This window comes from Faecalibacterium langellae, from assembly GCF_002549775.1.
Classification (GTDB): domain Bacteria; phylum Bacillota; class Clostridia; order Oscillospirales; family Ruminococcaceae; genus Faecalibacterium; species Faecalibacterium langellae.
In genome coordinates, this window is sequence record NZ_NMTR01000016.1 from 138366 (window position 1) to 158205 (window position 19840).

A 19840-nucleotide genomic window follows, 5' to 3' on the forward strand; every position below is an offset into this window, starting at 1 on the left:
CACGCGACTACGCTCTGCGCGGGAAGCATCTTCCGATAACAAAAAGAAAAAGCGGTGACTCGTGCAGGTTGAGTCATCGCTTTTCTTGCCCTTTGCAGGGCAGGCAGGGTAAATGATAAGAAGGTAAATGAAGAAAATAGCAGTTTCAGAACAAAGGTGCCCGGGGTGAGCGCAGACCGCTCTGAGAAGCCAATGTATCCAACACGGTGCCTTTGTTGGATACAACATACCACGTTTCAAAAAGAATTACAAGCCCTTTTTTCAAATTTTCACCAAAAAACATGCGAAAAATCGCATTTTCGGTGAAACGCACAAATTTAACAAAAAGTTCCCGGCAAACTGACGAACAAGCCCAAATGTACCGGGAACGCCGGCGGCGTGCAAAAGATCCACAGGGGATGCGCAGTTCTTTACAAGAGCAGAATGGTGTGTTAAGATGGATGCATAATGGATAGGTCTGCGGCTTGCGGCAGACGGGAGGGGACGGAGCAGAGGGCTCCGGACCGGGAAAGGAGTATTTTTTTAAATGGCAGAACAGGTTGCCAGCGGGGCAAAAGCGCCGCTGTTCGGCGGCAGAAAACCGCTGTTTACCCAAAAGGAACTGCTGCGGCTGACCGGCCCGCTGCTGGTGGAGCAGCTGCTGGAAGTGACCGTGGGCATGGCCGATACCATGATGGTGTCCCGCTGCGGCGAGGCGGCCATCTCGGGCGTCAGTCTGGTGGATATGATCAACCAGCTCATCATCGTGCTGTTTGCGGCGCTGGCCACCGGCGGCGCGGTGGTGGTGAGCCAGTTTCTGGGCGCGCGGGAGCAGAAGGACGCCGACCGGAGTTCCGGCCAGCTGATCCTGCTCAGCGGTGTGTTCGGCGTGCTGGTGGGCGCGGTGTGCTTCTTCTTTGCGCGGCCCATGATCCGGCTGTGCTATGGCTCCATTGCGCCGGACGTGCTGGAGGCCAGCGTGCTGTACTTAAAGATCATCGCTCTGAGCTACCCGTTCCTGGCGCTTTATAACGGCGGCGCGGCGCTTTACCGCAGCATGGGCAACTCGAAAATTTCCATGCAGATCAGCATCCTGATGAACATCATCAACATCGTGGGCAACGCGGTGTGCATCTTCGGGTTGAAGATGGGCGTGGACGGCGTCGCATGGCCCAGCGTTATCTCCCGTGTGGTGGCGGCCGTGCTGATTTTGGGCAAGTGCTACCAGAAGGGTCAGGCGCTGAATGTGCCCAAAACCACCCGACTGGACGCCCGCATGACCAAACGCATCCTCGGCATCGGCATCCCGTCGGCCTTTGAGAACAGCCTGTTCCAGGCCGGACGCATCCTGGTGGTGAGCATGATCTCCGCCTTTGGCACCGTGCAGATCGCGGCCAACGCCGTGGCCAACAACCTCGACGGTATGGGCTGCATCCCCGGCCAGGCCATTGGCCTTGCCATGATCACGGTGGTGGGCCGCTGTGTGGGCGCAGGCGACAGCGAACAGGCCATCTATTATACCCGCAAGCTCACGGGGTGGGCCTACATTACCATGGGCGTCTTCAACGGTGCCATCCTTATCTTCCTGCCGCAGCTGGTCAATATCTATGCGCTGTCCGGCGAGACCATGGTGCTGGCCGAAACGCTGGTGCGCATCCACGCGGGCTGCGCCATCTTCCTGTGGCCGGTGTCCTTCGTGCTGCCCAACGCCCTGCGTGCCGCCAACGACGTGAAATTTACCATGCTGGTGTCCATCCTGAGCATGGCGGTGTGGCGTCTGGGCTTCAGCTATCTGCTGTGCGTGCAGCTGGGCTGGGGTGCTGTGGGCGTGTGGATCGCCATGGTCATCGACTGGGTGTGCCGCGTCATCTGCTTTGTGGCCCGCTTCCGCAGCGGTGTATGGAAGAACAAATATCACGCATAACTATAAAAGGAGAAGTGCATGAAACTCATCAGCTGGAACGTCAACGGCCTGCGCGCCTGCCTGACCCACGGCTTTGCCGAGAGCTTTGCGCAGTTGGACGCCGACATCTTCTCGGTGCAGGAGACCAAGATGCAGCCCGGTCAGGCCGACTTTGCCCCGGACGGCTACACCGAGTACACCTATTCGGCCGAGAAAAAGGGCTACTCCGGCACGGCATGCTGGTGCCGTGAGGTGCCGCTGGCCGTGACTATGGGCATCGGCATCGAGCAGCACGACCACGAGGGCCGGGTGCTGACACTGGAATACCCGGGGTTCTATCTGGTGAACTGCTACACCCCCAACAGCCAGGACGGCCTGAAGCGGCTGGACTACCGCATGGAGTGGGAGGACGCCTTCCGGGCCTACCTGCTGGCGCTGGATGCGAAAAAGCCGGTGATCCTGTGCGGCGATCTGAACGTGGCCCACAGGGAGATCGACATCAAGAACGACAAGACCAACCACATGAGTGCAGGCTTCACCGATCAGGAGCGCGGCAAGATGACCGAACTGCTGGACGCAGGTTTTGCCGACAGCTTCCGCCTGCTGCATCCGGATGAGGTGAAGTACAGCTGGTGGAGCTACCGCTTCCACGCCCGGGAGAAGAACGCGGGCTGGCGCATTGATTACTTTATCGTTTCCCGCCGCATCGCCGAAAAAGTGCGTGCGGCCGAGATCCACAACGAGATCTTCGGCTCGGACCACTGCCCGGTGGAGCTGGACATCGACCTGTAAGCTTTTTCAGAAAGAATCGCCCTCTCAGCCAAAGCCCATCGGCTTTGTCCGCTCTCCCAGAGGGAGAGCCAAGAAAAAGGAGAAGCTATGCTCAAGAATTATCTGCTGGTGTTTTTCATTTCCATGGTGCCCATCATTGAGCTGCGCGGTGCCATCCCCATCGGGCTGGGCATGGGCCTGCCGGTGCTGCCCACTTATCTGGTGTGCGTCATCGGCAACATGATCCCGGTGCCGTTCATCTACCTGTTTGCCCGCAAGTTCCTCATCTGGGGCTATCACAAGCCCCTCGTCGGGCCCATCTGCCGCTTCTGCATCAACAAGGGCGAAAAAGGCGGACGCGCACTGGAAGCCAAGGCGGGCCGCGGCCTGCCGCTGGCGCTGCTGCTGTTCGTGGGCATCCCGCTGCCGGGCACTGGCGCATGGACCGGCACGCTGGCAGGCTCCATCCTGGATATGAAGTTCAAGGACGTGGTCAAGGCCTGCATGGGCGGCGTGCTGCTGGCGGGCGTCATCATGGGTCTGGCCAGTGCGGGCCTGCTGGGCGCACTGAGCAGCCTGTTCTCGGTGGGCTGAGGAAAAAAAGACTGTGTTCCGGTAAAGAACAACAATTGACAATGGCATTTTGCCGCTGAGTATGCTAAAATAAAAAAGTGTTTTGAAACCGGCGGCGAAAAGCTGCCGGACAGAAAGGAACGATAAGATCATGGATCAGGCACTGAATCAGAAAATCGACGCATATATTGCGCAAAACAAGGAACAGCTGCTGAAGGATATCGCCGCTCTGGTGGCAGTCAACAGCGTAGAGGGCACCCCGGAAGAGGGTGCACCCTTCGGCGCAGGCCCCCGTGCAGCGCTGGACAAGACGCTGGAGCTGGCTGCGGGCATGGGCTTTGCCACCCGCAACTGCGAAAACTACATCGGCTATGCAGAGCTGGCCGGCAAAGACCCTGAAAAGTATCTGGCGACCATCTGCCATGTGGACGTGGTGCCCGTGGGCAACGGCTGGACGGCCGACCCCTTCACCATGCGCATTCAGGACGGCTGGCTGCTGGGCCGCGGCGTTGCCGACGACAAAGGCCCCATGGTGGCTACCCTGTATGCCCTGAAGTTCCTCAAGGAGCAGGGCTATGAGCTGCGCTACCCCATCCGTGCGCTGATCGGCGACAACGAGGAGACCCACATGCAGGATGTGGACTACTACCTGAAGAACTACCCGGCCCCGGCCTTCTGCTTCACCCCGGATGCGGAGTTCCCGGTGTGCAACGGTGAGAAGGGCCTGTTCGGTGCCAAGATCGTCAGCCCGGTGTGCAACGGTGTGATCGTGGATTTTGAGGGCGGTGTGGCCAACAACGCCGTGCCGGACCGCGCCAGTGCACTGGTCAAGACCGACATCTCCAAGCTGAAGAATGCCCCCAACATCACGCTGGAACCGGAAGGCGACGGCGTGCGCATCCGCGGCTGGGGCAAGTCCGGTCATGCCGCCATGCCGGAAGGCACCGTGAACGCCATTGGTCTGGTGGCAAACTACCTGCTGGACAACGGCCTGTGCAACGACGCCGAGCGCGCTTATCTGGAAGCCATCCGCAAGCTGCACGCTTCCACCGCAGGTGAAGGTCTGGGCATCAACTGCGCCGACGGCCCCTTCGGCCCGCTGACCGTCATCGGCGGCCGCATCTATATGCAGGATGGCCGCATTTATCAGACCATGGACAGCCGCTTCCCCACCTGCACCAACGGCGAGACCATGGAAAAGCAGATCCGCGCTGCTCTGGGCGACGGTGCCGAGCTGCAGGATGTGACCGCTGCCGAGCCGTTCTATATTGAAGCCGACAGCCCGGCCATCCAGGCCTGCATCAACACTTACAATGAGGTCACCGGCGAGAACGCCAAGCCCTTCACCATGGGCGGCGGCACCTACGCCCGCCACTTCCCCTATGCGGTCAGCTTTGGCCCCGAGCATGTGGACCTGCCGCTGCCGGAGTTCGGCGGCCCGATGCACGGTGCCAACGAGGCAGCACCCATCGACAAGCTGCTGGAAGCCGTGAAGATCTATATCATCGCCCTGCTGCGCCTTGAGGAGATCGACTTCTGATGCAGCCGGTGAATGTGCTTGTCATTGACGGACAGGGCGGCGGCCTGGGCAGACAACTGGTGGCTGCCCTCAGCGCCCAGTGCCCGGAAGCCCAGCTCACCGCTGTGGGCACCAACAGTCTGGCGGCCAACGCCATGCTGAAAGCCGGTGCCCAGCGCGCCGCCACCGGCGAGAATGCCGTGGTGGTGAACTGCCGCCGTGCGGATATTATCGTGGGGCCCATCGGCATCGTCATCGCAGATGCGCTGCTGGGAGAGATCACCCCCGCCATGGCCACGGCCGTGTGCCAGAGCAGTGCCACCCGGGTGCTCATTCCGGTGAACCACTGTGAAAATTATATCGTCGGCGTGCCCGACCAGCCCATCAGCGCCCTTGTGGCCGCTGCGGTGCAGAAGGTGAAGGCCCTCTGCAACGGGGAAGGCTGCTGAATACCGAAAAAGAACGCCCTTCCGATACGATGCGTTGTGTCGGAAGGGCGTTTTGCTGTCTGTCGAAAATTACGGCTTCTGCCGGGCGGCGATCTGCTCGGCTGTGGGCGGGGTGTCGCCCTGGGCGGCGTTTTCCAGCACGCCCAGGCGGCGGTCCAGATCGGTCAGACGCTGGGCCACGAGATCCGGCAGGTCCTGCTGGTCCAGATCGTCCGCCGGGTTCACGGCCTTGTTGTTGATGCGCACCACCTCGGCGGGCACGCCCACGGCGGTGCAGTTGGCGGGCAGGTTGCGCAGCACCACGCTGCCGGCACCGATGCGGGAGTTGTCGCCGATGTACACCGGGCCCAGCACTTTGGTGCCCGCGCCGATCAGCACGTTGTTGCCCAGGGTGGGGTGACGCTTACCGGCGTCCTTGCCGGTGCCGCCTAAGGTGACGCCGTGATAGATGGTGCAGTTGTCGCCGATCTCGGTGGTCTCGCCGAACACGATGCCCATGCCATGGTCGATGAACAGGCACTTGCCGATGGTAGCGCCGGGGTGGATCTCGATGCCGGTGCGGCGGCGGCCATGCTGGCTGACCCACCGGGCGAGGAAGAACCGCTTGTGCTGGTACAGCCAATGTGCAATGCGGTGGTACACCAGAATGTGAAAGCCCGGGTACAGCAGAATGACCTCCAGCACGCTGCGCGCGGCGGGGTCCTTGCGCTGGATGTTCCGTGCGTCGTCCAACAAACCCATGGGGATGTCCTCTCTTTCCTGATGCCTGTTCCGGAAACACAGGCAAACTCTCCTGACCTTATTATAATAGCACAGCAGGTTTGGAATGTACAGTGATATGCTAGGAATTGGCACGACTAACCCGTCAAAGTGCAGGAAAAGAGCGGTTTTGGGTAGAGTAGCTAAAAAACAGAGGGGGAAGCGGCAAACCTTTTTGCAACAAAACACCCCCGGAAGCATTGACACATTTCGCGTTTCTATGCTAAAATATTAAGAAGAAATTGCAAATACAAAAAGGAGACAGCACCATGCAGAAAAGCGCGATGTGCACCAAACTGAACAAGCAGTTCGCGTCCGGTTTTGCCGTGGGTTCGTTGTTTCCTTTTTTTGTGAAGTGAGCTTTTCCCTTTATGGGAAAAGTTTTTTTTTTGCCCGTTTGCGGGCAGATGCCGCTCAAAACATGCTGACTACAGGAGGGGACCGCGATGCTGCTGGTAAACGCTGTGAACACCGAAGGACGACCGCTGGAGATTTTTGTAAAGGACGGCAAGATCGCCGCCGTGGGCCAGGAACTGGAAGCGCTGGCAGGAGAAAATGAGACTGTCATCGACGCGGGCGGCCTGACCGTGCTGCCCGCCTTTGTGGACCTGCACTGCCACTGGCGCACCCCGGGCTTTGAGTATAAGGAAGACATCGAGACCGGCAGCCGCGCCGCCGCCGCAGGCGGCTACACCTTCGTGAACCTGATGCCCAACACGAAGCCCGTCTGCTCCTCGGCGGCACAGGCCATGATGGTGGAGCAGAAGGCCGCCGAAGTGGGCCTGTGCGACGTGAACCAGACTGTCTCCATCACCGAGAACTTTGACGGCAAGAGCATCGACCACCTCAAGACCCTGCCCGCCAGCGTCAAGTTCATCACCGAGGACGGCCACGGCGTGCAGGACAACGCCACGATGGCCCGGGCCTTTGCCATCTGCACCCAGAAGGATATCACCGTGATGAGCCACGCCGAGGATATGGAAATCAGCCCCTGGGACTACCGTCTGGCTGAGGACATCGAGACCGTGCGCAACTGCTGGCTGAGCGAATATTACCAGACAAAGCTGCACATGTGCCATGTGTCCACCCGGGGTGCGCTGGATGCCATCCAGATGGCAAAGCTGCACGGGGCCCCGGTCACCTGTGAGGTGACCCCGCACCACCTGTGGTTCACCAATGACACCTGCGATTACCGCGTGAACCCGCCCATCCGCACCGCCGACGATGTGCAGGCGCTGGTGGACGGCATCCGCAGCGGCATCGTGGATGCCATTGCCACCGACCACGCCCCTCACTCCGAGGAAGATAAGCTCAAGGGCATGGCCGGCATGGTGGGCAGCGAGACGGCTTTCGGCGTGTGCTACACCAAGCTCTGCAAGCAGGAGGGCCTGCCGCTGGAAGTGCTGGTGCACCTGATGAGCACCCGCCCGGCAGAAATTCTGGGCCTTGCCAAGGGCCAGCTGGAGCCGGGCTACGATGCGGACTTTGTGCTGGTGGATCTGGATACCCCCTACACCGTGGACAAGGACAAGCTGCACTCCAAATCTCACAACACCCCGTTCGACGGTGCCCAGCTGTACGGCAAGGTCTGCGCCACCATCAAGGGCGGTAAGATCACCTATCAGGCCGAGGAGTAAAACCCATAGTTACAATTTATTTTCTATAAATACGACTTACAGGAGGACACCCAAATGACGAACATGGATAAACTGTACGAAGCTGTGGAAGCCCGCGGCCCGGTGTGCGTGGGTCTGGACACCGACTTCAGCTATCTGCCCGCCGATTTTGTGGACAGCACCCTGACCAAGGGCGAGAACATCGTGCGCTTCAACAAGAAGCTCATTGATGCCACCAAGGCTGTGGCAGGCTGCTACAAGGTGCAGATCGCTTACTACGAGTCTCTGGGCATGGAGGGCCTGAAGGCCTACGCCGATACCCTGAAGGCTGTGCGCGAGGCTGGCATCCCGGTCATCGCCGACATCAAGCGCGGCGACATTGCCAAGACCGCCGAGATGTACGCCATGGGCCACTTTACCGGCGACTTCGAGGCCGACTTCGTCACTCTGGCACCCTACATGGGTCTGGACTCCATCAGCCCCTACCTGCCCTACGCCGAAAAGCAGGGCAAGGGCATGTTCGTGCTGTGCCGCACCTCCAACGGCGGTGCCAAGGACTTTGAGTACGAGAAGCTGGCCGACGGCCGCCACGTCTACGATCTGGTGGGCGACAAGCTGAACGCTCTGGGCAAGGACTACATGGGCGAGCACGGCTACTCCTCCATCGGTCTGGTCATCGGCGGCACCCACATCGAGGAAGCCACCGAGATCCGCGCCAAGTATCAGGACAGCTTCTTCCTGATCCCCGGCTACGGCGCACAGGGCGGCAAGGCCGAGGACATTGCCCAGTACCTGAGCAAGGGCAACGGCGGTGTGGTCAACTCCAGCCGCGGCATCCTGCTGGCTTACAAAAAGCAGCCGGGCGTTGCCTTTGACGAAGCCGCTTACAACGAGTGCGTGAATATGAAGGAGGCCATTGCCCATGCGTGCAGCCTGCTGTGAAGCCACCGTCCTGCGCAATGAGGTCATTGCACCGGACATCCGCCTGCTGACGGTGGTCTGGCCCGACCACGAGCATGTGCCCCACGCAGGCCAGTTCTTCACCCTGCGTGCCTGGGGCGCGGACGAAGCGCCCTTCCTGTCCCGGCCCATCAGCGTGCACCGCTGGAACCCGGACAGCAGCACCATCGAGTTTTTGTATCAGGTGGTGGGCGAGGGCACCGAGAAGATCGCCCAGCTGAAAATGACCGATAAATTCCAGCTCACCGGCCCCATGGGCAACGGCTTTGATGTGCCGGATATCGTGAGCAAGTATCAGAAGATCGCCGTGGTGGGCGGCGGCATCGGCACCGCGCCCATGTTCCAGCTCACCCGCGAGCTGGCGGCGGAGGGCGTGAAGCCGGACGTATTCTTCGGCTTCCGGGATGCACCCTACTGCATGGAGGACTATCGCCCCATTGCAAAGCTCGTCAAGGTGTCCACTGACACTGGCACGGTGGGCTTCCACGGCTTTGTCACCCAGCTGTACGACCCCGCCGACTACGACGTGGTGCTGGTGTGCGGCCCCACGGTCATGATGCGCAATGCCGCCCGCCTGTGTGCCGAGAAAGGCACCCCCTGCTTTGTGAGCATGGAAAAGAAAATGGCCTGCGGCATTGGTGCCTGCCTTGGCTGCACCTGCGAGACCAAGGGCGGCGAGGGCAAGAGCGTGTGCAAGAACGGCCCGGTATTTGACGCAACGGAGGTGTTCTTCTGATGGCAGACCTGAAAACGAACCTGCTGGGTTTTGTGATGAACAGCCCAGTCATCGGCGCTTCCGGCACGGTGGGCTACGGCGTGGAGTACGAAGAGCTGGCTGATTTTGCCAAGATCGGCGGCATCTCCGGCAAGGGCCTGACCCTGCACGGCCAGTACGGCAACAAGGGCGAGCGCCTGTGGGAGACCCCCTCCGGCCTCATCAACAGCATTGGCCTGCAGAACCCTGGCGTGCAGCACTTCATTGACGTGGAGCTGCCCGAGATGCTGGAACTGAAGCAGAAGTACGGCACGGTGGCCATTGCCAACCTTGGCGGCCACAGTGAGGAAGAGTATGTGGAAGGTGCCGCGATGCTGAGCGACAGCGCAGTGGACATCGTGGAGCTGAACATCTCCTGCCCAAACGTCAAGGTGGGCGGCATGGCCTACGGCGTGAAAGCCGAAGCTGCCGGTGAGGTGGTGCGCATGGTGCGCGCTGCCTGCAAAAAGCCCCTGATGGTCAAGCTGAGCCCGCAGGCCGAGAACATCCCTGAGATGTGCAAGGCCGTGGAAGCCGCCGGTGCGGATGCCATCAGCCTGACCAACACCTTCCAGGCCTGCGCCATCGATCTGGAAAAGCGCCGCCCGGTGTTCAACAACATCTTTGCGGGCCTGTCCGGCCCGGCGGTGCGGCCCATCGCCCTGCGCATGGTGTGGCAGGCCGTGGGCGCTGTGAACATCCCGGTGGTAGGTCTGGGCGGCATCGCCACGGGCCGCGATGCACTGGAGTTCATCATGGCCGGTGCTGCGGCGGTGCAGGTGGGTGCCGCAAACTTTGCCAACCCCCGCGCCATGGAGACCATTGCCGACGAGATGGCCGCATGGATGGACAAGAACGGCGTGAAAACGCTGGACGAGATCCGCGGATGTGCCCGGAATGCTGAATAATCCGATTGATATACCAGCAAAATGCTAATTTATACGCATAAAAACAAAGCCGCCGCATAAATTTGCAAATCACGCAAAAGCGTGGTACAATACCGTTCAAAAGACATTTTTATAAAAGAGAGGGAGAAGTACAATGAGTGAAGCACTTGAGATCCTGAAGAGCTGTGACGCGTTCCTGGAAGGCCACTTCCTGCTGTCCTCCGGCCGCCATTCCAGCGCATACTGCCAGATGGCCTACCTGCAGCAGTACCCGGACCGCTGCGCCGAGGTCATGAAGACCGTGGCAGATAAGGTCAAGGAAATGGACGTGGATGTGATCGTCGGCCCGGCCATGGGCGGCATCGTGTACGCCTACGAGCTGGCCCGCCAGACCGGCAAGCGCGCCATCTTCACCGAGCGCGTGGACAATGTGATGACCCTGAAGCGCTTCGCCATCCATCCGGGTGAGAAGTGCCTCATCGCCGAGGATGTGGTCACCACCGGCATCTCCTCTCTGGAGACCAAGCGCGTGATCGAAGAGAACGGCGGCATCTGCGTGGGTATCACCTGCGTGGTGGACCGCACCAAGCCCGAGGCTCCGTCGCCCATTCCCATCGTGGCAAGCGCCCTCAAGCTGGACCTGCCCAACTACGCACCGGAGGAGTGCCCCATCTGCAAGGAAGGCAAGCTGCCGCTGGTGCACCTGGGCAGCCGCAAGATGAAGCAGGAAGCAAAGCAGACCCTGTAATGGTTGAAGCGAGGAAAACTATGAACGCATATCTTCTTTTGGCAAACGGCATGGTCTTTGCCGGGCAGTCCGTGGGTGCCGAGGGCGTCACCGTGGGCGAAGTGGTCTTTGCCACCGGCATGGTGGGCTTTCAGGAGACCCTGACCGACCCCAGCTACTACGGCCAGATCATCACCCAGACCTACCCTCTCATCGGCAACTACGGCATGAACAAGGACGACATGGAGTCCGATAAGATCTGGGCCAAGGGCTACATCGTGCGCGAAGCCTGCACCACGCCTTCCAACTGGCGCTGCGAGGAAACGCTGGACAGCTTTTTGAAAAAGAACAACACCATCGGCATTGAGGGCATCGACACCCGCCACCTGACCCGTATCATCCGCGAGAGCGGCGTCATGAACGGTGCCATCCTCACCACCTTTGACCCGGCCGACCCGGCCAACAAGGCCGAGACGGACAAGCTGCTCGAAGAAATTCGCGCTTACGCCGTCACCGACGCCGTGAAGAACGTCACCTGTGCCGAGCCCGAGGTGTTCAACCCGCAGGGCGAGACCCACATCGTGCTGATGCACTACGGCTGCAAGCGCAACATCGTGCGCTGCCTTGTCAAGCGCGGCTGCAAGGTGACCGTCATGCCCGCCTTTGCCACCGCCGAGGAAGTGGCAGCCCTGCACCCGGACGGCATCATGCTGTCCAACGGCCCCGGTGACCCGGCAGAGCCCGTGGAGGTCATTGAGAACCTCAAGCACATCTTCGAGCTGAACATCCCCACCTTCGGCATCTGCCTGGGCCACCAGCTGAGCGCTCTGGCCGCCGGTGCCAAGACCATGAAGCTCAAGTACGGCCACCGCGGTGCCAACCAGCCTGTGACCGACTTTGAGTCCGGCCGCACCTTCATCACCAGCCAGAACCACGGCTATGCAGTTGTGGGCGATGAGCTGCCCGCCGAGATGGGCGAGGTGGCACAGGTGAACGCCAACGACGGCACCTGTGAGGGCATCAAATATAAGAAGTGGAACTGCTTTACCGTGCAGTTCCACCCGGAAGCAAACGGCGGCCCCAAAGACACCGAGTTCCTGTTCGACCGCTTCCTGAACAACGTCAAAGCAGCAAAAAAGGAGGCACGCTGAAATGCCGAAGGACCCTAGAATCAAAAAAGTGCTGGTCATTGGCTCCGGCCCCATCATCATCGGTCAGGCTGCCGAGTTCGACTACTCCGGCACGCAGGCCTGCCGCGCCCTGAAAGCAGAGGGCATCGAGACCGTTCTGCTCAACTCCAACCCCGCAACCATCATGACCGACCCGGACGTGGCCGACCATGTTTACATCGAGCCCATGACGCTGGAAGTCGTGGAGCGCATTCTGGATATTGAAAAGCCGGACTCCGTGCTGCCGAACCTCGGCGGCCAGATGGGCCTGAACCTCTCCATGGAGCTGGCCCGTTCCGGCTATCTGGACCGCACCGGCATCCGCCTGCTGGCCTGCAAGCCCGAGACCATCGACCGCGCCGAGGACCGTGAGCTGTTCAAGGAGACGATGGAAAAGCTGCACCAGCCCATCATCCCCTCCGAGGTTGTGGAGACCCTGCAGGACGCACTGGCCTGTGCCAACCGCATCGGCTACCCGGTCATCGTGCGCCCGGCCTTTACCATGGGCGGCACCGGCGGCGGCATCTGCGAGACCAAGGAAAAACTCATCGAGATCGGCACCAACGGCCTGCGTCTTTCCCCCATCCATCAGATTTTGGTGGAAAAGTGCATCGCCGGCTGGAAAGAGATCGAGTACGAGGTGATGCGCGACCACAAGGGCAACGTGATCACCGTGTGTAACATGGAGAACCTTGACCCCGTGGGCATCCACACCGGCGACTCGGTGGTCGTGGCACCTTCCCAGACCCTGACCGACCACGAGTACCAGATGCTGCGCACCGCCGCGCTGGACATCATCACCGAGCTGGGCATTGAGGGCGGCTGCAACTGCCAGTTTGCCCTGAAGCCGGACAGCTTTGACTATGCGGTCATCGAGGTCAACCCCCGTGTGTCCCGTTCTTCCGCTCTGGCTTCCAAGGCCACCGGCTACCCCATCGCCAAGGTGGCCACCAAGATCGCCATCGGCTACACGCTGGACGAGATCACCAACGACGTCACCGGCAAGACCTGCGCCTGCTTTGAGCCGGCCCTGGACTACATCGTGGTCAAGTACCCGAAGTGGCCGTTTGATAAGTTCGTCTACGCCGACAAGTCTCTGGGCACCCAGATGATGGCCACCGGCGAGGTGATGAGCATCGGCAACAGCTTCGAGGCTGCCATGATGAAGGCGGTCTCCTCCATCGAGCTGGGCATGGACACCCTAACCCACAAGCCCTTTGAGGAGCTGACCGATGACGAGATCGTGGCGCACCTGCATGTGCAGGATGCCGAGCGTGTGTTCTGCGTGTATGAGGCCCTGAAGCGCGGCATCGACCACCAGACCATCTACCGCATCACCAAGATCGACTGGTGGTTCCTCGATAAGATGCAGCATCTGGCCAACCTCGAAAACGGCCTTGCCAAGTGCAACGGCCAGCTGAGCCTTGAGCAGTACAAGACCGCCAAGAAGTACGGCTTCCAGGATAAGACCATCAAGCGTCTGGCACAGGTGGACAAGCTCCCCGTGGAGAACTACCGTGCCGGTTTCAAGATGGTGGATACCTGCGCCGCCGAGTTCTCGGCCAACACCCCCTACTTCTACTCCACCTACGACGGCGACAACGAAGCCGCCGAGTTCATTGCCGAGAAGGAAGCCGAAGCTGCCGCCAAGGGCGAACCCAAGAAAAAGAAGGTCCTGGTCTTTGGTTCCGGCCCCATCCGCATCGGTCAGGGCATCGAGTTCGACTATTGCTCGGTGCACTGCGTGTGGACCCTGAAAAAGCACGGCTGCGAAGCCATTCTGGTCAACAACAACCCGGAGACCGTCTCCACCGACTTTGACACCGGCGACCGCCTGTATTTCGACCCGCTGAACCCGGAGAGCGTGGACAACATCATCGCCACCGAGAAGCCGGACGCCTGCGTGGTGCAGTTCGGCGGCCAGACTGCCATCAAGCTGGCCAAGCACATGGACGAGATCGGCCTGCCCATTCTGGGCACCCCGGCGGACGCCATCGACGAGGCCGAGGACCGGGAGCGCTTTGACGAACTGCTGGAGCGCTGCAAGATCCCCCGTGCCCCGGGCCGCACCGTCTTCAATCTGGACGAAGCGCTGGCCGCTGCCGACGAGATCGGCCTGCCGGTGCTGATGCGCCCCTCCTATGTGCTGGGCGGCCAGAACATGATCGTGGCCTACACCAAGGCGGACGTCATCGAGTACATGGGCGTCATCACCGAGCATGTGGACATGGACCACCCTGTGCTGCTGGATAAGTACATCATGGGCACCGAGTGCGAAGTGGACGCCATCTGCGACGGCGAAAACTTCCTCATCCCCGGCATCATGGAGCAGGTGGAGCGCACCGGCGTGCACTCCGGCGACTCGATCTGTGTCTACCCGGCCCAGCACCTGACCCAGGCCGAGATCGACACCATGGTGGACTACACCGGCCGCTTTGCCCGCGAACTGCATGTCACGGGCCTTGTCAACGTGCAGTACGCTGTCTCCAACGGCAAGGTGTACGTCATTGAGGTGAACCCCCGTTCTTCCCGTACCGTGCCGTACATCTCCAAGGTCACCGGTGTGCCCATGGTGGACCTGGCTGTGCGCTGCTGCCTGGGCGAGAAGCTCACCGATATGGGTTACGGCACCGGACTGCACCCCAACGCACCCTATGTGGCCGTCAAGGTGCCCGTGTTCAGCTTTGAAAAGCTGCACGGCGTGGACACCCAGTTCGGCCCCGAGATGAAGTCCACCGGCGAAGTGCTGGGCATTGCGCCCAACTTCCATGATGCCCTGCTCAAGGGCCTGATCGGCGCGGGCTACACCTTCAAGACCCCCGGCCCGGCCAGTTGCTGCATCTTCACCGTGAAGGACAGCGACAAGCCCGAGTTCGTGGACATTGCATGGAAGCTCAAGAGCATGGGTTACAAGCTGTACGGCACCTCCGGCACCTGTGCATGGCTCAACAAGCACATGGTGCCCTGCAACGAAGTGCGCCCCATGTCCGGCGAGTCGCCCAACATCGTGGACCTGCTGCAGAGCGGTCTGGTGGACTATGTGTTCTCCACCAGCGCCAAGGGCCGCGACCCCAAGCGCGACTCGGTGCGTCTGCGCCGCAAGGCCGTGGAGCTGAGCATCCCCTGCATCACCGCCGTGGATACCGCCAACGCTCTGGTGAACTGCCTGCGCAGCGACCACAGCCTGGAGAACATCCCGCTGGTGGATATCGCCACGCTGTACCACCGCAAATAATTACCCCGCGAATTACTCCTAAAACCGCGATTTGCAGCGCCCGCCAAAACGGTGGGCGCTGTGTTTGTGCGGAGTGCACGGATTTGAATGTAGTTCGTGCGCAATAAAACACGTTTTGTGCGCAATGCATCGAAAAGCGTGTGCAGAATATGTTATACTCAACAACGCAAAATTTGCCAAAAGACGTTACTTTTGGACACTCCAGGAGGATATAGATACATGACCCGTTCCCAGATGATCGAGACCGTGGCACGCAAGACCGGCTTCACCGAAGCACAGGTTGAAACCACGATGGATGCAATGTTTGATCAGATCGCCGACTGCCTGCGCGCAGACGAGAAGGTGACCATCGCCGGCTTTGGCCGCTTCGAGATGCGTCCCCGCAAGCCGAAGGCTTACACCAACCCCAAGACCAAGGTCTCCAGCCGTCTGGAGTCCACCTCCATCCCCGGCTTCAAGGCCAGCGGCCGCTTCAAGCAGAAGCTGGAAGCCGGCAAGGACGAGAAGACCGAAGAAGCTGTCTGATTCTCAAATCAAATGCAAAGAGCTGTGCCCTCCACTCGGGGCGCAGCTCTTTTTGTTTGGAACTCCCTCGGAGAGGGAGCCTCGCCGTGCGGAAAAGCCTCCCTCTTTGAGGGAGGTGGCATCGCGTTAGCGATGACGGAAGGAGTTCGTTAAGAATCTGCTGACAAGCGCGGCATTTCATGCTATACTGGGTTCAGAATATAAAAGGACAAAGGAACGGAGAATCAGATGCTTTACAGTGAACTGCAGTGCAGCGAAGCCATCCGCCAGGCCGTGGAGCGCATGGGCTTTGCCGAAATGACCGAGATCCAGGAAAAGACCATCCCCGTTATGCTGGCCGGGCATGACGTCATCGCCAAGGCCCCCACCGGCACCGGCAAGACCTGCGCCTTCGGCATCCCGGTGGCGGAGCATATCCAGCCGGAGAACAAGTACCCCCAGGCCGTCATCATGGCCCCCACCCGCGAGCTGGCCCAGCAGATCGCCGAGGAGCTGACGAACCTCACTTACTTCATGCCCGAGGTGCAGGTGGCCTGCGTGTACGGCGGTGCCAACATGGAAAAGCAGGCCAAGCGCCTGGCCGAGGGCTGCCAGATCGTGGTGGCAACGCCGGGCCGCCTGATGGACCACTATAAGCACCACAACATCGACCTCTCCCATGTGACCCAGATTGTGCTGGACGAGGCCGACGAAATGCTGAACATGGGCTTTTACAAGGATGTGCGGCATATCATTGAGATGATGAAGGCCCGCAAGGCCCTCTCCATGTTCTCGGCCACCATCAGCCGCGAGGTGATGGACATCGGCTGGCTGTACCAGCACAACGCCGAGGAGATCACCGTCCAGCCCAAAGAGGAGAGCCAGCCCAAGATCACCCAGTACATGCTGGAGACCTCCGGCCGCAACAAGCTCTCGGACCTTGCCCAGATCATCATCGGCGAGGGCTACAAGCGTGTGATGGTGTTCTGCGATACCAAGTTCAACACCGCCACGCTGGCAAACCAGCTGGCCCGGCTGGGCTTCTCGGTGGACTGCCTGCACGGCGACCTCTCCCAGAAGGAGCGCAACCAGATCATGCAGGCCTTCCGCGACGGCAAGCTGGCCATTCTGGTGGCCACCGATGTGGCCGCCCGCGGCATCGACGTGTCGGATGTGGATGCCGTCATCAACTACGACGTGCCCAGCGAGAACGAACATTACACCCACCGCATCGGCCGCACCGGCCGCGCCAAAAAAGAGGGCGTGAGCTACCTGTTCTATGTGTCGGAGGAGAAAAAGCGGGTGCAGGAGCTGCTGCGCCTGACCCGCAACACCGACCTGTGTACCCCGGTGCACTTCGACTTTAACCATGAGCACATCGTGGTGGAGAAAAAGCAGGACAACGCCGACCGTTTCCAGATCAAGTGCTATTTCTAATCGCGTTTCAAAAGCCTTTCTCTGCTTGGAAAAGGGCTTTTTTCAAAAAACACTTGACCTTCCCCTTTCTGGAAGGTGTAAGCTGTGCGTGTAAGGAGGCTGACGGACACCATGAAGATCAACGAAGTGGAAGCCGCCGTGGGCGTGACCAAAAAGAATATCCGCTTTTACGAGGAGGAGGGGCTTATCACCCCCAGCCGCGAGCCGGGCAACGGCTACCGTAGCTATTCGCAGGCGGATGTGGAACGCCTGCGCCGCATCAAGCTGCTGCGCAAGCTGGATGTGCCTCTGGCGGAGATCCGGGAAATGCTGGAGGGGCGCAAGACGCTGGCCGAGGGCATGGCCCTGCAGCTGGAACGTCTGAGCACCCGCCGAAAGGACCTGAACGAGGCCATCGGTTTCTGCGAGATGCTTGAGAAGGACACCGTCAGCCTCAATGAGCTGGATGTGGAGCAGACGCTTGCGCGCCTTGCTGCACGCGAGGAACAGGGAGTGACTTTTGTGAACATTGAACGCACAGACCGAAAAGCGGAGCGCATCAAAGGAGCGCTGGTGGGGGCCGGGCTGTTCACGGCGCTGATGGCCTTTATCATTGCCACCATGGCGTGGGCTTTCTACACGGACCCGCAGGGCGCGCCGCCGCTGCCCCTTGTCATCGTACTGCTGGGCATCCCGGCGGGGTGCATCGTGGGCACGCTGAAGGTGCTGCTGGACCGCATTGAGGAGATCGGAAAGGGAGAAGAAGATGCTTATCGTAACTATTAACGAAGTCCCCGGCAAAAAGCTCGAAGCGCTGGGCGTGGTGCGCGGCAGCACCGTGCAGAGCCGCAACCTGGGCCATGACATGATGGCCGGGTTCCGCACGCTGGTGGGCGGCGAGGTGACCGACTACGCCGAGATGCTCACCGAGGCCCGGCAGATCGCCACCGGCCGCATGGTGAAAGACGCCGAAGCGCTGGGCGCAGATGCCATTGTGGGCATGCGCTATGCCTCGGCCAGCGTCATGCAGGGCGCGGCGGAAGTGATCGCTTATGGAACGGCGGTGAAGTTTGTATGAGTATTAAAGAAAAGCAGGGTTTTGGGCTCTATTTCCTGTTTGCATTTGGTCTGGCGTGGCTGCTGCAGGTGTATGCAAGCCTGCTGCTCATCCGGGACGGCAACGCCACAGCATATCAGGCACTGCTGGCCGTGAGCATGTTCTGCCCGCTGGCAGCAACGCTGCTGGTGAAAAAGGTCTTTCTGCACCAGCCCACCGGCATCGGCTGGAAGGTGCAGGGCAAGCGCCGCTACTGGCTGGCGGCGTGGTTCGGCCCGGCGGTGTTCACGGTGCTGGCGGCAGTGCTGTACTTTGCGGTGTTCCCGTCCCGGCTGGATCTCTCCGGCAGCTGGTTGGTGACGGCTTACGGCGGTGAGATGGACGCCGCCACCCTGCGCAGCCAGCTGGGCGTGTCCAGCGCCAGCTATATTCTGGAAACCGGTCTGGTTGCCATCACGCTGGCCCCGGCCATCAATATGTTCTTTGCGCTGGGCGAGGAAGCCGGCTGGCGCGGCTACATGATGCCCCGCCTGAAAGAGCGCTTCGGTCTGCTCAATGGCCGGATGCTGGGCGGCGTGATCTGGAGCGTGTGGCACTGGCCCATCATGCTGCTCACCGGCTACGAGTACGGCACGCACTATCTGGGCGCGCCGGTGCTGGGCCTTGTGGTGTGGTGCGTGGTCTGCTTTGCCCTCAACACCCTGCTGGACTATCTCTATGAAAAGACCGGCTGCATCTGGGTGCCCGCTGCTGCGCATGGTGCCTTCAATGCCATTGCAAGCATCGCACAGGTGCTTACCTACCCGGCGGATGCCTATTATAATGTGCTGGGTCCGATGCCCATTGGCCTGATCGGGATGCTGCCCATGCTGGCGCTGGCCGTCTGGCTGACCCTGCGGCAGATGAAAGAAGACAAATAAAGCAGCAGACACCCCGTCAGGACCGGCTGGCGGGGTGTTTTTGTGTGCTATTATATAAATAGGAAAGCGTGAGGAAATATAGCCAAAACCCGGTCGGTTTGAAACGAAAAACTGGCTGTTGTATACAAATGAAGAAAAAAGGCGAAAAACTTTGCAAAAAAGCTTGCCAAACGGGGTTGAATGTGGTACTATATTTGAGCGCCAAGCGCTGAGGCAAAAGAATGACTTCAGCACGAAGCCCTTGAAAAGAACCAATGAGCGTTCAAATGTTCCGGTTTGTTCCGAGAAACTCTTGAACGATTCAAGTTCAGAAAGTTCAAAAGCTTCGAAAAAAGGACTTGACAAAAAACCACTTCGGTGGTAAAATAAACAGGTCGTCAGCCGAAAGGCTGAGGCGCACAGGACCTTGAAAATTGAACAATATCGAAAAACTTGTAAGGAACCTTTATGTGTTTGGAAAAACACTTAAAACAATTCCAAAAGTAATTCACACAGGACGCAAGCGATTGCGTGCTGAGCGAAACAAGATTTAACACTTTAAAAGTGATAAATATCATTTATAAAGAGTTTGATCCTGGCTCAGGACGAACGCTGGCGGCGCGCCTAACACATGCAAGTCGAACGAGCGAGAGAGAGCTTGCT

General features: G+C 59.9%; 18 protein-coding genes and 1 rRNA gene. 18 read left to right on the forward strand and 1 reads right to left on the reverse strand.

The window, feature by feature from the left end; translation table 11 throughout:
• Positions 1-526 precede the first annotated feature (526 nt).
• From CGS49_RS06900 to CGS49_RS06920, 5 genes are all read left to right on the forward strand, one after another.
• Positions 527-1903 carry an MATE family efflux transporter gene (locus CGS49_RS06900; protein ID WP_097801141.1) on the forward strand — a complete coding sequence of 459 codons (1377 nt, stop codon included), beginning with the start codon at positions 527-529 and terminating at the stop codon, positions 1901-1903.
• 18 nt (positions 1904-1921) lie between these two features.
• Positions 1922-2674: an exodeoxyribonuclease III gene (locus CGS49_RS06905; protein ID WP_097801142.1), complete on the forward strand. Its 753-nt coding sequence runs from the start codon at positions 1922-1924 to the stop codon at positions 2672-2674.
• 87 nt (positions 2675-2761) lie between these two features.
• Positions 2762-3247: a COG2426 family protein gene (locus tag CGS49_RS06910; protein WP_097801143.1), complete on the forward strand. Its 486-nt coding sequence runs from the start codon at positions 2762-2764 to the stop codon at positions 3245-3247.
• Positions 3248-3377: 130 nt separating this feature from the next.
• Positions 3378-4766 carry a Sapep family Mn(2+)-dependent dipeptidase gene (locus tag CGS49_RS06915; RefSeq protein WP_097801144.1) on the forward strand — a complete coding sequence of 463 codons (1389 nt, stop codon included), beginning with the start codon at positions 3378-3380 and terminating at the stop codon, positions 4764-4766.
• 8 nt (positions 4767-4774) lie between these two features.
• Entirely contained in the window at positions 4775-5194 is a 420-nt protein-coding gene (locus tag CGS49_RS06920; RefSeq protein ID WP_097801162.1) for a DUF3842 family protein, read from the forward strand.
• A 69-nt stretch (positions 5195-5263) separates the two neighbouring features.
• Here the strand turns inward: CGS49_RS06920 and epsC are convergent, their stop codons facing one another.
• Positions 5264-5935, reverse strand: a complete 672-nt coding sequence (gene epsC / locus CGS49_RS06925) for a serine O-acetyltransferase EpsC (protein WP_097801145.1) — start codon at positions 5933-5935, stop codon at positions 5264-5266.
• A gap of 464 nt (positions 5936-6399) precedes the next feature.
• On the opposite strand from epsC, the gene CGS49_RS06930 reads away from it, so the two are divergent.
• The 13 genes from CGS49_RS06930 to CGS49_RS06990 all read left to right on the forward strand — a co-directional run.
• Positions 6400-7590 carry a dihydroorotase gene (locus tag CGS49_RS06930; protein WP_097801146.1) on the forward strand — a complete coding sequence of 397 codons (1191 nt, stop codon included), beginning with the start codon at positions 6400-6402 and terminating at the stop codon, positions 7588-7590.
• Between the two features lie 54 nt (positions 7591-7644).
• On the forward strand, positions 7645-8511 hold the full coding sequence (gene pyrF, locus CGS49_RS06935) for an orotidine-5'-phosphate decarboxylase (RefSeq protein ID WP_097801147.1): 867 nt from the start codon (positions 7645-7647) through the stop codon (positions 8509-8511).
• Positions 8492-9265 (forward strand): dihydroorotate dehydrogenase electron transfer subunit, encoded by a 774-nt coding sequence (locus tag CGS49_RS06940; protein WP_097801148.1) that lies wholly within the window; start codon positions 8492-8494, stop codon positions 9263-9265. The genes pyrF and CGS49_RS06940 overlap by 20 nt, the downstream gene beginning before the upstream one ends.
• A complete protein-coding gene (locus CGS49_RS06945; protein WP_005944201.1) occupies positions 9265-10191 on the forward strand; it encodes a dihydroorotate dehydrogenase in 927 nt (308 codons plus the stop codon). The genes CGS49_RS06940 and CGS49_RS06945 overlap by 1 nt, the downstream gene beginning before the upstream one ends.
• Positions 10192-10324: 133 nt before the next feature.
• Positions 10325-10918 (forward strand): orotate phosphoribosyltransferase, encoded by a 594-nt coding sequence (gene pyrE / locus CGS49_RS06950; RefSeq protein WP_005944207.1) that lies wholly within the window; start codon positions 10325-10327, stop codon positions 10916-10918.
• A 20-nt stretch (positions 10919-10938) separates the two neighbouring features.
• Positions 10939-12048, forward strand: a complete 1110-nt coding sequence (locus tag CGS49_RS06955) for a carbamoyl phosphate synthase small subunit (protein ID WP_097801149.1) — start codon at positions 10939-10941, stop codon at positions 12046-12048.
• 1 nt (position 12049) lies between these two features.
• A complete protein-coding gene (gene carB / locus CGS49_RS06960) occupies positions 12050-15301 on the forward strand; it encodes a carbamoyl-phosphate synthase large subunit (protein WP_097801150.1) in 3252 nt (1083 codons plus the stop codon).
• A 219-nt stretch (positions 15302-15520) separates the two neighbouring features.
• Entirely contained in the window at positions 15521-15826 is a 306-nt protein-coding gene (locus tag CGS49_RS06965; protein ID WP_097801151.1) for an HU family DNA-binding protein, read from the forward strand.
• A 228-nt stretch (positions 15827-16054) separates the two neighbouring features.
• Positions 16055-17242 (forward strand): DEAD/DEAH box helicase, encoded by a 1188-nt coding sequence (locus tag CGS49_RS06970; RefSeq protein ID WP_097801152.1) that lies wholly within the window; start codon positions 16055-16057, stop codon positions 17240-17242.
• 111 nt (positions 17243-17353) lie between these two features.
• Positions 17354-18007, forward strand: coding sequence for a MerR family transcriptional regulator (locus CGS49_RS06975; protein WP_097801153.1), 654 nt, complete (start codon positions 17354-17356; stop codon positions 18005-18007).
• A complete protein-coding gene (locus tag CGS49_RS06980) occupies positions 17988-18299 on the forward strand; it encodes a heavy metal-binding domain-containing protein (RefSeq protein WP_097801154.1) in 312 nt (103 codons plus the stop codon). The genes CGS49_RS06975 and CGS49_RS06980 overlap by 20 nt, the downstream gene beginning before the upstream one ends.
• Positions 18296-19198: a CPBP family intramembrane glutamic endopeptidase gene (locus CGS49_RS06985; RefSeq protein WP_097801155.1), complete on the forward strand. Its 903-nt coding sequence runs from the start codon at positions 18296-18298 to the stop codon at positions 19196-19198. Before CGS49_RS06980 ends, CGS49_RS06985 begins: the two co-directional genes overlap by 4 nt.
• 556 nt (positions 19199-19754) lie before the next feature.
• Positions 19755-19840 (forward strand): 16S ribosomal RNA (locus CGS49_RS06990); the annotation flags it as partial.

Bases quoted from the DNA above. Each gene is read 5' to 3' on its own strand.
- CGS49_RS06900 (WP_097801141.1), top strand. From the start codon at position 527: ATGGCAGAACAGGTTGCCAGCGGGGCAAAAGCGCCGCTGTTCGGCGGC.
- CGS49_RS06905 (WP_097801142.1), top strand. From the start codon at position 1,922: ATGAAACTCATCAGCTGGAACGTCAACGGCCTGCGCGCCTGCCTGACC.
- CGS49_RS06910 (WP_097801143.1), top strand. From the start codon at position 2,762: ATGCTCAAGAATTATCTGCTGGTGTTTTTCATTTCCATGGTGCCCATC.
- CGS49_RS06915 (WP_097801144.1), top strand. From the start codon at position 3,378: ATGGATCAGGCACTGAATCAGAAAATCGACGCATATATTGCGCAAAAC.
- epsC (WP_097801145.1), bottom strand. From the start codon at position 5,935: ATGGGTTTGTTGGACGACGCACGGAACATCCAGCGCAAGGACCCCGCC.
- CGS49_RS06930 (WP_097801146.1), top strand. From the start codon at position 6,400: ATGCTGCTGGTAAACGCTGTGAACACCGAAGGACGACCGCTGGAGATT.
- pyrF (WP_097801147.1), top strand. From the start codon at position 7,645: ATGACGAACATGGATAAACTGTACGAAGCTGTGGAAGCCCGCGGCCCG.
- CGS49_RS06940 (WP_097801148.1), top strand. From the start codon at position 8,492: ATGCGTGCAGCCTGCTGTGAAGCCACCGTCCTGCGCAATGAGGTCATT.
- CGS49_RS06945 (WP_005944201.1), top strand. From the start codon at position 9,265: ATGGCAGACCTGAAAACGAACCTGCTGGGTTTTGTGATGAACAGCCCA.
- pyrE (WP_005944207.1), top strand. From the start codon at position 10,325: ATGAGTGAAGCACTTGAGATCCTGAAGAGCTGTGACGCGTTCCTGGAA.
- CGS49_RS06955 (WP_097801149.1), top strand. From the start codon at position 10,939: ATGAACGCATATCTTCTTTTGGCAAACGGCATGGTCTTTGCCGGGCAG.
- carB (WP_097801150.1), top strand. From the start codon at position 12,050: ATGCCGAAGGACCCTAGAATCAAAAAAGTGCTGGTCATTGGCTCCGGC.
- CGS49_RS06965 (WP_097801151.1), top strand. From the start codon at position 15,521: ATGACCCGTTCCCAGATGATCGAGACCGTGGCACGCAAGACCGGCTTC.
- CGS49_RS06970 (WP_097801152.1), top strand. From the start codon at position 16,055: ATGCTTTACAGTGAACTGCAGTGCAGCGAAGCCATCCGCCAGGCCGTG.
- CGS49_RS06975 (WP_097801153.1), top strand. From the start codon at position 17,354: ATGAAGATCAACGAAGTGGAAGCCGCCGTGGGCGTGACCAAAAAGAAT.
- CGS49_RS06980 (WP_097801154.1), top strand. From the start codon at position 17,988: ATGCTTATCGTAACTATTAACGAAGTCCCCGGCAAAAAGCTCGAAGCG.
- CGS49_RS06985 (WP_097801155.1), top strand. From the start codon at position 18,296: ATGAGTATTAAAGAAAAGCAGGGTTTTGGGCTCTATTTCCTGTTTGCA.